This window comes from Streptomyces sp. NPDC051207 (assembly GCF_040682395.1).
Lineage (GTDB): Bacteria > Actinomycetota > Actinomycetes > Streptomycetales > Streptomycetaceae > Streptomyces.
The window spans coordinates 52,660-65,876 of record NZ_JBFBAX010000019.1; the positions used below are offsets into that span (position 1 = coordinate 52,660).

Below are 13,217 nucleotides of genomic sequence, written 5' to 3' on the forward strand. Positions count from 1 at the left end.
CTATGCGCCGGGCAAGTGGCCGTTCGTAGGACACCAGTTCCCGTCCGGATACCGGACGCACGGGGGCGGTCACCGAGCGGGGTCGTCCCGACCCGCCGGGCGGCGGGTCACCGGCCTCAGCGGTCGGGCTCGGGGTCCTTCAGCCAGTTGACGAGTTCCGTGGAGAACGCCACCGGGTCCTCCTCGTGCGGGAAATGACCCAGCCCGTCGAACAGCCGCCAGCGGTACGGCGCTTCGACGTACTCGCCGGAACCGGCCGCGCTGCGGGTCCGGACCACCGGGTCGAGCGAGCCGTGCAGATGCAGCGTGGGCACCTGGACGGGCCGCTTCATGCGGCGGTTGAACTGGATGCCGTCCGGGCGGGCCAGCGACCGCACCATCCACCGGAAGGGCTCGATCGAGCAGTGCGCGGTCGAGGGGATGCACATGGCGCGGCGGTACGTCTCCAGCGCCTCCTCGTCCAGCGGGCGCGGGCCGGACCAGTCCCGGATCAGCCGGGCGACGAGCGCGCTGTCGTCCGCGGTGAGCTGCCGCTCCGGGACCCAGGGCCGCTGGAAGCCCCAGATGTAGGAGCCCGCGGCGGTCTGCCGGGCGTCCCTGAGCATCGACGAGCGCCAGCGCCGGGGGTGCGGCATGGACGTGACGGCGAGCCGCCGTACGAGCTTCGGGCGCATCGCGGCGGCCGTCCACGCCAGGTAGCCGCCCAGGTCGTGGCCGACGAGCGCGGCGTCCGGCTCGCCGAGGGAGCGGATCACGCCGGTGATGTCGAGGGCGAGGTTGGCCGGGTCGTAGCCGCGCGGGGTGCGGTCGCTGCCGCCGACGCCCCTGAGGTCCATGGCGACGGCCCGGTAGCCGGCGTCGGCCAGGGCGACCAGCTGGTGCCGCCAGGTCCACCAGAACTGCGGGAAGCCGTGCACGAGCAGCACGAGCGGCCCGTCGCCCAGTTCCGCGGTGTGGAACCGCGCGCCGTTGGCGGCGACGTCCCGGTGGGTCACCCGGTGGCCGTCGGGCAGGTCGAGCCGTACGAGTGAGGCGGGTTGCGCCGAAGGGATGCCGGGGTCCGTCATGAGGACGAGCGTGCCACAGCCTCGACGGCCGGGGGAGTCCGGTCCTCGAGGGCCGGACGCGGGTGCGGCTTGGCGTTCTGCAGCACACCCGCCGACTCCTTCATGGACGCGGCGACCTTCTGCGGTCCGCGACCCTTCTTCGCCTTCTTCGCGAACACGACACCGATCAGCGCGAGGGCGGCCGCGACGAGGACGTTCGCCGCGAAGGACAGCAGGAAGCACAGGGCGAGGTTCCAGTCGCTCCAGGTCCGGATGCCGTACGCCAGGGCGAAGTTCAGCATCGGCAGGGAGAACAGCAGGAGCAGGCCCGCCGCGGTGAACGCGCCGCCGCTCGTCGCGCCCCGCTTCACGTCCTGCTTGAGCTGCGCCTTCGCCAGCGCGATCTCGTCGTGCACCAGCGCCGACAACTCGGTCGTCGCCGTGGCGAACAGCTGGCCGATGCTGCGTTCGGCGCCGACCGGGCTGCCGTCTGGTGCGCTCATCGCGGTCTCCCTCTTGTGCGTGCTCGTACGTGTCCGTCTGGTGCGTGCTCGTGCGTGCGGTTCGGTCTGCGGTCCGACGTGAGTCTGACGGACCGTGGCCCGGCCGCGTGCGTCCGACTCCATGGTTCCGTCCTTTGTACCGTCTCGTCAGATCATGCCGGACGGTCCCCGTCTGCGCTTGCCCCGCTCGCCACTTCGGCAAGCCTGCGGCGCTCGGCGGTCTTCTCGTCGGCGATCCGGCGGTGCTCCTCGGCCTTGCGCTCGTGGATGGCGGCCATCCGGAGGTGGTACTCCGGCTGGTCCTCCTCGTAGATGTCCGGGATGCCGTCGAGGTCGTCGTCGCGTTCCTCGGCCTCGCACAGCCTGCGGTACTTGGCGTTGCGCACCTTCAGCAGCACCGACGCCAGGACGGCCGCGATCACGGAGCCCGCCAGTACCGCGGCCTTGACCTCGTCCGTGAGGACCGCGTCGCCCTCGAAAGCGAGCTCGCCGATGAGCAGCGAGACGGTGAATCCGATGCCGGCGAGCGTCGCCACCGCGAAGACGTCGGCCCACTCCAGTTCGTCGCTGAGCGAGGCCCTGGTGAAACGTGCCGTCAGCCAGGTGCCACCGAATATGCCGATGGTCTTACCGACGACCAGACCGAGCACGACGCCCAGGGTCTCCGGCTTGGTGAATACGTCGCCGAGGGCGCCGCCGGACACCGACACACCCGCGCTGAACAGCGCGAACAGCGGCACCGCCAGCCCCGCCGACAGGGGGCGCACGAGGTGCTCGATGTGCTCGCCGGGGGAGTGCTTCTCGCCCTCGCGCCGGTGGCAGCGGAGCATGAGACCCATCGTGACGCCCGCGATGGTGGCGTGCACGCCGCTGTTGTACATCAGCCCCCAGACGACCAGCGCCAGCGGCACGTACACGTACCAGCCGCGCACGCCCTTGCGCAGCAGCAGCCAGAACACCGCGAGGGCGACGACGGCGCCGCCGAGCGCGGCGAAGTCGATGCTCTCGGTGAAGAAGACCGCGATGATGAGGATCGCGAACAGGTCGTCCACGACCGCGAGGGTGAGCAGGAAGGCCCGCAGCGCGCTCGGCAGGGACGTCCCGATCACGGCGAGCACGGCGAGTGCGAAGGCGATGTCGGTGGCGGTGGGCACGGCCCAGCCCGCCAGGGAGCCGCCGCCCGCGGTGCTGGTCAGGACGTAGACCAGGGCCGGTACGGCCATGCCGCACAGCGCCGCCACGACCGGCAGCACGGCCGCCTTCGGGTCCTTGAGGTCGCCGGCGACGAGTTCGCGCTTGAGCTCGATGCCCGCGACGAAGAAGAAGATCGCCAGCAGCCCGTCGGCGGCCCAGTGGGCGATGGACAGGTCCAGGCCGAGGGACGCCGGGCCGAGGTGGTAGTGGCTGACGCTTTCGTAGCTGTCGCGCAGCGCCGGTACGTTCGCCCAGACCAGCGCGGTGATGGCCGCGAGGAGCAGTAGGACACCGCCGACGGTCTCGGCGCGCAGCGCGTCCGTCACGAATGTGCGCTCGGGCAGCGAGAGGCGTCCGAACGCCTTGCGGGTGCTGGTGTTACTGGTGGTGCTGGGCGCGGGCACGGGAGACCTCCGGTCGGTGGGCAGTGTGGAGCGCATGCCGACCAGACTTCCCGGCGCACCTTGGGTTGCTGTCTTTTTGTTTAGTTTACCTAACGTGCGCGGAAAGCACGACGTCAGACCGGGCGCGGTCCTCACGCACGCAGAGGGGCACCGGGCGCTGGACGCGCCGGGTGCCCCTCGCTCGGCCGTTCAGTCGGACGGCCTCGGCTGCTCGATCAGCCGCCGGTCAGTCCTCGCTCGGCGCGGCGGGGAGCTTCGCCTGGATGAGGTCCATGACCGTGGAGTCCGTGAGCGTCGTGACGTCACCGAGCTGCCGGTTCTCGGCGACGTCCCGCAGCAGACGGCGCATGATCTTGCCGGAGCGGGTCTTCGGCAGCTCCGCCACCGGCAGGATCCGCTTGGGCTTGGCGATGGGCCCGAGCGCGGCACCGACGTGGTTGCGCAGGTCGGCGACCAGGGTGTCGGTCTCCGCCGCGGAGCCCCGCAGGATGACGAAGGCGACGATCGCCTGACCGGTCGTCTCGTCCGCGGCGCCCACCACGGCCGCCTCGGCCACCGACGGGTGGGAGACCAGCGCCGACTCGACCTCGGTGGTCGAGATGTTGTGGCCCGACACGAGCATGACGTCGTCGACCCGGCCCAGCAGCCAGATGTCGCCGTCCTCGTCCTTCTTCGCGCCGTCACCGGCGAAGTACCTGCCCTCGAAACGCGACCAGTACGTGTCCAGGAACCGCTGGTCGTCGCCCCAGATGGTGCGCAGCATCGACGGCCACGGCTCGGTGAGCACCAGGTAACCACCGCCGCCGTTGGGCACCTCGTTCGCCTCGTCGTCCACGACGGTCGCGGCGATGCCGGGCAGCGGACGCTGGGCGGAACCGGGCTTGGCCTCCGTCACGCCCGGCAGCGGCGAGATCATCATCGCGCCGGTCTCCGTCTGCCACCACGTGTCCACGATGGGCGTCCGGTCGCCGCCGATGTGCTTGCGGTACCAGATCCACGCCTCGGGGTTGATCGGCTCGCCCACCGAGCCCAGCACCCGCAGGCTGCTCAGGTCGAACTTCGCGGGGATGTCGTCGCCCCACTTCATGAACGTCCGGATCGCCGTCGGCGCCGTGTACAGGATCGTGACGCCGTACTTCTGGACGATCTCCCAGAAGCGGCCCTGGTGCGGGGTGTCCGGCGTGCCCTCGTACATGACCTGCGTCGCGCCGTTGGCCAGCGGCCCGTACACGATGTAGGAGTGGCCCGTGACCCAGCCGACGTCGGCGGTGCACCAGTACACGTCGGTCTCGGGCTTGAGGTCGAAGACCGCCCAGTGCGTGTACGACGCCTGGGTGAGGTAGCCGCCGGAGGTGTGCAGGATGCCCTTCGGCTTACCCGTGGTGCCCGAGGTGTAGAGGATGAACAGCGGGTGCTCCGCCTCGAACGCCTCCGGCGTGTGCTCGGCGGACTGCCCGTCCACCAGCTCGTGCCACCACTTGTCCCGCGAGTCGTTCCAGGCGACGTCCTGGCCGGTGCGGCGGACGACGAGCACGTGCTCGACGTTGCCGGCGCGCTCGACCGCCTCGTCCACGGCGGGCTTGAGCGCGGACGGCTTGCCGCGCCGCCAGCCGCCGTCCGACGTGATGACGACCTTGGCGTCGGCGTCCTGGATACGGGTCGCGAGCGCGTCCGCGGAGAAGCCGCCGAAGACCACCGAGTGCGCGGCGCCGATGCGGGCGCAGGCCAGCATCGCGACGGCCGTCTCGGGGATCATCGGCATGTAGATCGCGACCCGGTCGCCCTTCTGCACGCCCAGTTCCAGCAGGGCGTTGGCGGCCTTGGAGACCTCGTCCTTGAGCTCGGCGTAGGTGATGGCGCGGCTGTCGCCGGGCTCGCCCTCGAAGTGGATGGCGACCCGGTCGCCGTGCCCGGCCTCCACATGCCGGTCGACGCAGTTGTACGCGACGTTGAGCGTGCCGTCCTTGAACCACTTGGCGAACGGCGGGTTCGACCAGTCCAGGGTCTCGGTCGGCTCCTTGGCCCAGGTCAGCCGGCGGGCCTGCTCGGCCCAGAAGCCGAGCCTGTCAGCCTTGGCCTGTTCGTACGCCTCTGCCGTGACGTTGGCGTTGGCGGCCAGGTCGGCGGGCGGCGCGAACCTGCGTTCTTCCTTGAGCAGGTTGGCCAGGCTTTCGTTGCTCACGACATCTCCCTTTCGAAGGGTGTCCGTTGTGTCCCAGGCCACAGCTCATCAGACCCGAGGGTCCGGTGACAAGGGTCGACGGGGAATTGGTGTAGACCTGTGTGGAGGGTCGCTTGGCGGGGCGTCCGGGCTGCTCGGGCGCGTGCGGGCCCTGCGGCTCCGAGGGCTCGGGCGGCTCGGACGGTTCCGTGGTGCGGGTGGCTGACGGCTTGCGGTGGGGCGGGCATCGGGTGGGCGGCTGTGGCTCACCGGTTCCCACGGGCGGTGCGACGGGAGGGTTCAGCGCTGTTATCCCTCTCACACCCGGGCGAGCCGACCGCCTCCGGGTGGGCGGACCGGCCTGCGGGTGGGCGGACCGGCCTGCGGGTGGAGGGACCGGCCTCCGGGTGGGCCGACCGGCCTCCGGATCGGTCGGCTCACGTCTGGATCGGCTGGCTCCTGTCCGGAACGGTCGGCTCACGTCCGGATGGGTTGGCCCACGTCCGGATGGGTCGGCTCACCTGCGGGTGAGTCGGCTCATGTCCGGAGCGGTCGGCTCGTGTTCGGCCGCCTGGCTCTCACATGCGGACTGACCGGGTGGGGGTACGCCGCCTGCCGGTGTCGCGCGCCCTCGTTCGTGGTCCGGCGCAGGGGGCATGCGTCCCAGGTCGGTGCCGGATCCCTTCGCCCCTCCCCCCCCGGCCGGGTCCGGTCCGGGCGTCTCCGTCCCCGGCCCGGCGCCACGCCCCCTCCGCTGTCGCCACCCCCCCGTCAGACCGACAGCTCCGCCGCCCGGACCCGGTCGAACACCTCGCTCCCGTCGGTCCCCGTGAGCAGGTAGGCCTGCGCCTCACCCACGTGGAAGTACATCCCGTGCAGCTGCAGCGCACCCTCCCGCAGGGCCCGGGCCACCGACTCGTGGGAGCGCAGGTGCTCCAGCTGCTGGACCACGTTGGCCAGGCAGAGCCGCTCCACCGTGTCGGCGGGCTCCAGCCCGGCCAGCCGGGGCCGGTCCGCGGCATCGCCGGCCAGCCGCTCCAGGCTGGGTCGTCCGTGCCGGAGCCAGCGCTTCAGCGGCGTGCGGGCGCCGCCGGGCTCGGAGCTGAGCAGCGCCTGCATGGCGCCGCATCCGGAGTGCCCGCACACCGTGATGGACCGCACCTGCAGCACGTCCACCGCGTACTCGATCGCGGCCGCCACCGAGTCGTCCCCGCTCTCCTCGCCGGGCGGCGGCACGAGGTTGCCGACGTTGCGGACCACGAACAGGTCGCCCGGACCACTGGAGGTGATCATCGAGGTGACCAGCCGTGAATCGGAGCAGGTCAGGAAGAGGTGGGACGGCCGCTGGCCCTCGCGGGCGAGCCGGGCCAGCTCGTCGCGCACCAGCGGAGCGGTGTGGCACTGGAACGCGCTGATGCCACGGGCCAGGTCGTGCCCGCTCGACGGGAACCGGCCGGTCCCCTCGGGGTGCCCGCCGTGGGACGGGGCGGGCTGCGGGCGCCCGCACTGGTGGTTGCGCCAGGCGGTCCAGGGCCGGCAGCGGCAGTCGGCGTCGGTGGAGACGGCTGGGGTTGTGTCGGCCGTGAAGTCCTGGGAGCTGTCGGTTCCGCTGTTGGCGGCGAGGGCCGCGAAGGTGGCGGGTTCGGCGATCCGGACCCCGGCGCGGCGACTGGTGATCCTGACGGTGCCACCCCGCGCGGTGTGCGTCTTCTGCCAGTCCTGCAGCGTCTCGTACGCCGCGTGGTCCATGAACGATCCGTCCATCTCCACGACCGTGTCGGCGCCTTGGGGTACGCGATGCAGGATGCGGCTGAGCCGCGGAACCGCGAGGAACGTCAACTGGCCCCGTACGTGAACGTGATGGACTCCTTCCTGCTCGTCGTGTGTGATGCGGGTGCGGGTGAGGCGGTGCAGGGCGACACCGACGGCGACGGCGATCCCCAGCGCGACGCCCTGGAGGACGTTGAGGAACACCACGCCGAGGGTGGTCACGACGTAGACGAGCACCTCGCGGTGGCGGGTCACCGTGCGGATGTGGTGCAGGGACACCATCTGGATGCCGATGGCCATCACCAGGGCGGCCAGTGAGGCGAGCGGGATGAACTCCAGGACCGGGACCATCAGCAGTGCGGCGGCTACTACGAGAACACCGTGCAGGATCGTGGAGTTCCGGCTCACGGCACCCGCGTTCACATTCGCGGTACTGCGCACGGCGACGCCCGCCACGGGCAGTCCGCCGAGGGTGCCGGAGACGATGTTGGCGGCGCCCTGCCCGAGCAGTTCGCGGTCCAGGTCCGAGCGTCCGACGTGGGCGGCCGGGCCGGTCCGGGCGGCCACCAGCTTGTCCACGGCGACCGCGCCGAGCAGCGACTGCACGCTGCACACCAGCGTGATGGTCAGGACGGCGGCGACCAGGCCGAGCACCGGCCCCTCGGGAAGCCCGGCGAGTGCGTGACTGCGCCAGGACGGCAGCTCCACCTCGGGCAGGCCCACGCCGGCGAGTGCCGCGGCGCCGGTGGCCCCGGTGACGGCGACGAGCGCGGCGGGCACGGAGCGCAGCAGACGTCCCGTCCGGCCGGGCAGGCGCGGCCACAGCAGCAGCAGCGCCAGGGTCAGCGCGCTGACCGCGAGTGAGGCGGGGCGCACGTCGGCCAACTGGGCGGGCAGCCCCCGCAGGTTGTCCAGCACGGCGCTCTGCGGGGTGCCGCCGAGGACGATGTGCAGCTGGGCGACGGCGATGGTGACGCCGATGCCGGCGAGCATGCCGTGCACGATGGCGGGGCTGACGGCGAGCGCACCGCGCGCCACGCGCAGGCAGCCGAGGCCGAGTTGGGCGAAGCCGGCGAGGACGGTGATGGCGCACGTCGTCCGCCAGCCGTAGCGCTGGATCAGCTCGGCGGTGACGACGGTGAGTCCGGCGGCGGGACCGCTGACCTGGAGGGGCGAGCCGCCGATCCGTCCGACGACGATGCCGCCGACGGCCGCGGCGACGAGGCCGGCCTGAAGGGGTGCGCCGGTGGCGAGGGCGATGCCCAGGGACAGGGGCAGTGCGATCAGGAAGACCGTGATCGAGGCGGACACGTCGGCGCCCGCGATGCGGAATCGGCGGCGCGGGGCCGGTGGCGGGCTCTGGGGGCGGTGGTCGCGCTTCGGCGGCGTCGAGTCGGCGCGGGTGGGGGTGCAGGCGGACATGTTTCCCGTCTCCTCCGGGGCGGCGCGGTCGCAGAACTGGTGGTCCCCGCTCGGTGGCGGGGGTCGGTTGCGGCCGTGGGTCACGGCGTGCAGCGGCGGGATGAATCAACGCTCGGTAAACAGATCGTAATGGAGAGTAAAGGCAAAGCATGGATATTCCGGGCAAATGGGCGAAAGGATCACTCCGGAGAGTGAAGCAAGCTTTTTGATCGGCTTGTCGTACTTATTCCTTCTCTTCCTCCGTGCGACGTTGACGGCGCTGTCCGCCCCCTCGGCACAGCACCCGACATCGCCCTCACCAGCGTTGGCCCGAGAGAAGGAAGAAGGTGGGCGGATTGGCCGCCACCCACAGGATCGCCGCGGGCACCGTGGTCGCCGCGGTCTGCGCCGCGTCGCTCGCCGGCTGCGGGATCGTCACCGGCGACTCCCTGCGGGGCAAACCCGCCCCGCAGAAGGTGAACCCGGCCGCCCCGGCGCCCAAGAGCGTCGTCCGGCTGATCGGCGACGGCTCCACCGCGTACACCGGGGCGCAGCCGCACCTGTCCCGCCCCGAGCGCCTCAGGCCCGGGCAGAAGCCGCCGCAGTTCGTCGTGTTCTCCTGGGACGGCGCGGGCGAGGACAGTCAGCGGCTGTTCTCCCACTTCCGCAAGGTCGCCAAGGCCAACAACGCCACCATGACGTACTTCCTGAGCGGTGTGTACCTGCTGCCGGAGGACAAGCGCACCCAGTACCGGCCGCCGCAGCACTCCCCGGGCCGCTCCGACATCGGATTCAACGACGTGCGCGGCATCGCCGACACCGTCAAGCAGCTGCGCCTGGCGTGGCTGGAGGGCAATGAGATCGGCACCCACTTCAACGGTCACTTCTGCGGCCGTGGCGGTGGCGTCGGGGAGTGGTCGGTGCAGGACTGGAAGGACGAGATCGCCCAGGCCAAGCAGTTCGTGAAGACCTGGAAGTCCAACACCGGCCTGACGGACGCGGCCCCGCTGCCCTTCGACTACGAAAAGGAACTCATCGGCGCCCGCACCCCCTGCCTGGAGGGGCAGGAGAATTTCATGCAGGCCGCCCGCGAACTGGGCTTCCGCTACGACACCAGCGGCGTCAACAACCAGCTCTGGCCCCGGAAGAAGGAGGGCCTGTGGGACCTGTCGATGCAGCTCGTGCCCTTCCCCGGCCGCTCCTTCGAGCAGCTGACCATGGACTACAACTACATGGTCAACCAGTCGGGCACGACGCAGGGCGACCCCGCAAAGCACCGCATCTGGGGCGACGAGATGCGCGACAGCCTCCTCAAGGGCTTCTACCGGGCCTACGACGGCAACCGCGCGCCGCTGATCATCGGCAATCACTTCGAGTCCTGGAACGGCGGCACCTACATGCGGGCCGTCCAGGAAGTCGTCGAGCACGTGTGCACCAAGGCCGAGGTGCGGTGTGTCTCCTTCCGGCAGCTCGCGGACTGGCTGGACGCCCAGGACCCGAACACGCTGGACAAGCTGCGCAGCCTGCCCGTCGGCGAGGCCCCGAAGGAAGGCTGGCCGGCCTTCATGGCGGGCGGGCCCGCCCCGGCGCCCAAGGGTGTGCCCGGGGCGCCGGCGGCGAAGCGGTGACCGTCAGGCCGTCGCCGCGACCCGCTCGCTGAGCACGAACCCGGGGTCGACCTGCGCCGCCAGGTCGGCCCCCGTGCGCTCGTTGCCCCACGACTGGGCGTTCTTCAGATGGAAGTGCACCATCTGCCGCGTGTAGCGCTCCCAGTCCCGCAGCTCATACGTCGCGTCGGCGGCCGACCGCAGGGTGTGCAGGGCCCGGCGGTTGGCGTCCTCCAGCAACTCGAACCGGGGCGGCCTGCCCTTCTCCATGGCGCGCACCCAGTTGGAGTGGCCGACCGTCACGAGCAGGTCGTCGCCGACCTCGGCGCGCAGGAAGTCGAGGTCGTCCGGGCCCTGCACCTTGTTGCCGACGACTTTCAGGGCGACGCCGAAGTCACGGGCGTACTCCTTGTACTGGCGATAGACGGAGACCCCCTTCCGGGTCGGCTCGGCGACGAGGAACGTCATGTCGAAGCGGGTGAACATGCCGGAGGCGAAGGAGTCCGAACCGGCCGTCATGTCGACCACGACGTACTCGTCGGGGCCGTCCACCAGGTGGTTCAGGCACAGCTCCACCGCTCCCGTCTTGGAGTGGTAGCAGGCGACCCCCAGGTCGGCATCCGTGAAGGGGCCCGTGACCATCAAACGGACGGTGCCGCCGTCGAGTTCCACCGGCCGGGCACAGGCGTCGTAGACCGGGTTGTCCTCGCGGACCCGCAGCAGCCGGGAGCCCTCGCCGGGCGGCGTCGTTTTGATCATCGTGGCTGCCGAGGCGATGCGCGGGTTGGAACCGCGCAGGTAGTCCTTGATCAACGGCAGGTGCTCGCCCATCGCGGGCAGTGCTGCCGCCTCCGCCTCGTCGAGGCCGAGCGCGGCGCCCAGGTGCTGGTTGATGTCGGCGTCGATCGCGACGGCCGGTGCTCCGGTGGCCGCGAGATGCCGGATGAACAGGGAGGACAGGGTCGTCTTGCCGCTGCCGCCCTTCCCGACGAAAGCAATTTTCATGTTCACCAAGGGTAGTCATCCGATGGCTGTATGTGGCAAACGGACGTGAAGAAGACCACTCCTTCGTGGGGTGTGGGCGCCGGGTGCGTAGGGTCGTACGCATGAGTACGACAGGCGCGAACGCCGATCCGCTCGCGGCCCTGGGCTCGCTGCCCGGCGTGGCCGATTCCGTGGAGTCCGTGCGCAAGGCCGTGGACCGGGTCTACGGGCACCGGATCATGCGGCGGCGCAGCAACGAGATCACCTCGGAGGCCGCACTGCGCGGCGCGCGCGGGACCGCCGCGCTGTCCGGCGCGGACTGGGCCCTGGAGGAGGTGCGCAGGCGCACGGACTTCAGCGGTGACGACGAGGCGCGCGTGATGGGCGCGGCGCTGCGGCTGACCGCCGAGGCGGGCCAACTGCTGTCCGTCTGGCGGCAGTCACCGCTGCGCGTCCTGGCCCGGCTGCACCTGGTGGCGGCGGCCGACAACGCCGACCAGGTCGGGCGGCCCCGCCAGGAGGGCGAGCCGGTCGACGAGCCGCTCGTCACGTTGCCGCTGCCGGCCGCCACGGAGGTCTCCGGGCGTCTGGAGGGCCTGGCGGAGCTGATCATCGCGGGCGGTTCGGCGCCGGCGCTGGTGACGGCCGCCGTGGTGCACGGCGAACTCCTCGCGCTGCGGCCCTTCGTCTCCCACAACGGCCTGGTCGCGCGCGCCGCGGAGCGTGTCGTCCTGGTCGGCAGCGGCCTGGACCCGAAGTCGGTGTGCCCGGCCGAGGTGGGCTACGCCGAACTGGGCCGCGAGGCCTATCTGGAAGCGCTGGACGGCTATGTCTCCGGCACTCCTCAGGGTGTGGCCGCCTGGATCGCCCACTGCGGCAAGGCGGTTCAGCTCGGCGCGCGCGAGTCGACCGCGGTGTGCGAGGCGCTCCAGCGCGGGGCGGCGTAACGGCTCTCGCACGGGGTTCGGACAGAGGTGCGGCGGTACGAGTTCTCGTACCGCCGCTGGCATGAGCACCGGGTTACCAGGCGTCCTCGATATGTGCCCATCAGGTCGGGAACTTTGCCCGCCACCTGGTGCGGCTGGCCCGTAATCGACGGGTCGACGTCGCGTGGGTGCCCGGTGTTCATGCTCGGTCCGTGGGCCAGTTGCGTAGTGCAGGTGATCCTCTCGGATGTCCCTGGTCTCGCGGGCCGTTGACTCCTTTGTACCCCCGATCCGGGGGAAGCGGAACCCGTGGCCCCACTTCTTTACTTTTACCTTCAAATGGGCAGGAAACGGGCTCCCTTGAGTGCGGCGGGTCAGGCGACCGCCGACCGCCGCCGGCTCGCGTACCAGACGAGACCGGCCGTGGCCGCCGCCGCACCTATGGCGGCCGCCGCGACGAGCGCGGGACGGGGCGGCACGGAGAAAGCGGGGAGCCGCTGCTTGAGCCGCACCGGCCGGTGGAAGTCGAGAATGGGCCAGCCGCGCGCGACGGCCTCACGGCGCAGCGCACGGTCCGGGTTCACGGCGTGCGGATACCCCACGGCCTGCAGCATCGGCAGGTCCGTCGCCGAGTCGCTGTAGGCGTAGCAGCGCTCCAGGTCGTAGCCCTCGGAGAGGGCCAGCTCCCGGACCGCCTCGGCCTTCGTCGGGCCGTACGCGTAGTACTCCACCTCCCCGGTGAAGCAGCCGTCGGCGCCCACCACCATGCGGGTCGCCACCACCCGGTCGGCGCCGAGCAGCTCGCCGATCGGCTCGACCACCTCGGCGCCGGACGTCGACACGATCACGACGTCCCGGCCGGCCGCGTGGTGCCGCTCGATGAGGGAGGCGGCCTCGTCGTAGATGATCGGGTCGATCAGGTCGTGGAGGGTCTCGGCGACGATCTCCTTGACCTGCTGGACGTTCCAGCCGCGGCACATCGCGGACAGGTACTCGCGCATCCGCTCCATCTGGTCGTGGTCGGCGCCGCCGGCGAGGAAGACGAACTGGGCATAGGCGGTACGCAAGGCGGCCCTGCGGCTGATCAGGCCGCCCTGGTAGAACGACTTGCTGAAGGTGAGCGTGCTCGACTTCGCAATGACCGTCTTGTCCAGGTCAAAGAAGGCCGCTGTGCGGGGCAAGGAGTGGTTTTCCACAACCTTGAGCATAGGCGCAGCCCAT

Annotated in this window: 9 protein-coding genes; 2 read left to right on the top strand and 7 right to left on the bottom strand. The window is 71.1% G+C overall.

Translation table 11 applies throughout. The annotated features are described in order from the left end of the window. Window positions 1-116: 116 nt before the first annotated feature. The 5 genes from AB0M97_RS19660 to AB0M97_RS19680 all read right to left on the bottom strand — a co-directional run bounded on the left by AB0M97_RS19660 (window position 117) and on the right by AB0M97_RS19680 (window position 8,500). Window positions 117-1,067 carry an alpha/beta hydrolase gene (locus AB0M97_RS19660; RefSeq protein WP_365962169.1) on the bottom strand — a complete coding sequence of 317 codons (951 nt, stop codon included), beginning with the start codon at window positions 1,065-1,067 and terminating at the stop codon, window positions 117-119. Beyond that, window positions 1,064-1,549 carry a phage holin family protein gene (locus AB0M97_RS19665; protein WP_365962170.1) on the bottom strand — a complete coding sequence of 162 codons (486 nt, stop codon included), beginning with the start codon at window positions 1,547-1,549 and terminating at the stop codon, window positions 1,064-1,066. Before AB0M97_RS19665 ends, AB0M97_RS19660 begins: the two co-directional genes overlap by 4 nt. A gap of 152 nt (window positions 1,550-1,701) precedes the next feature. Further along, window positions 1,702-3,183 carry a Na+/H+ antiporter NhaA gene (gene nhaA, locus AB0M97_RS19670; RefSeq protein ID WP_365962171.1) on the bottom strand — a complete coding sequence of 494 codons (1,482 nt, stop codon included), beginning with the start codon at window positions 3,181-3,183 and terminating at the stop codon, window positions 1,702-1,704. A 190-nt stretch (window positions 3,184-3,373) separates the two neighbouring features. Then, on the bottom strand, window positions 3,374-5,329 hold the full coding sequence (gene acs / locus AB0M97_RS19675) for an acetate--CoA ligase (RefSeq protein WP_365962172.1): 1,956 nt from the start codon (window positions 5,327-5,329) through the stop codon (window positions 3,374-3,376). A 750-nt stretch (window positions 5,330-6,079) separates the two neighbouring features. Further along, entirely contained in the window at window positions 6,080-8,500 is a 2,421-nt protein-coding gene (locus AB0M97_RS19680) for a SulP family inorganic anion transporter (RefSeq protein WP_365962173.1), read from the bottom strand. A 335-nt stretch (window positions 8,501-8,835) separates the two neighbouring features. Between AB0M97_RS19680 and AB0M97_RS19685 the strand changes: the two genes are divergently transcribed. Then, the gene (locus tag AB0M97_RS19685; protein ID WP_365962174.1) at window positions 8,836-10,107 is read left to right on the top strand and encodes a hypothetical protein; all 1,272 of its coding nucleotides are present in this window, start codon (window positions 8,836-8,838) and stop codon (window positions 10,105-10,107) included. Window positions 10,108-10,110: 3 nt separating this feature from the next. On the opposite strand, the gene AB0M97_RS19690 is transcribed toward AB0M97_RS19685, so the two are convergent. Beyond that, window positions 10,111-11,091 carry an ATP-binding protein gene (locus AB0M97_RS19690; RefSeq protein ID WP_365962175.1) on the bottom strand — a complete coding sequence of 327 codons (981 nt, stop codon included), beginning with the start codon at window positions 11,089-11,091 and terminating at the stop codon, window positions 10,111-10,113. A 101-nt stretch (window positions 11,092-11,192) separates the two neighbouring features. Between AB0M97_RS19690 and AB0M97_RS19695 the strand changes: the two genes are divergently transcribed. Further along, window positions 11,193-12,017, top strand: a complete 825-nt coding sequence (locus tag AB0M97_RS19695; protein ID WP_365962176.1) for an oxidoreductase — start codon at window positions 11,193-11,195, stop codon at window positions 12,015-12,017. A 353-nt stretch (window positions 12,018-12,370) separates the two neighbouring features. Here AB0M97_RS19695 and AB0M97_RS19700 read toward each other — a convergent pair whose 3' ends face one another. Beyond that, window positions 12,371-13,204, bottom strand: a complete 834-nt coding sequence (locus AB0M97_RS19700) for an HAD-IB family hydrolase (protein ID WP_365962177.1) — start codon at window positions 13,202-13,204, stop codon at window positions 12,371-12,373. Window positions 13,205-13,217: the final 13 nt, after the last annotated feature.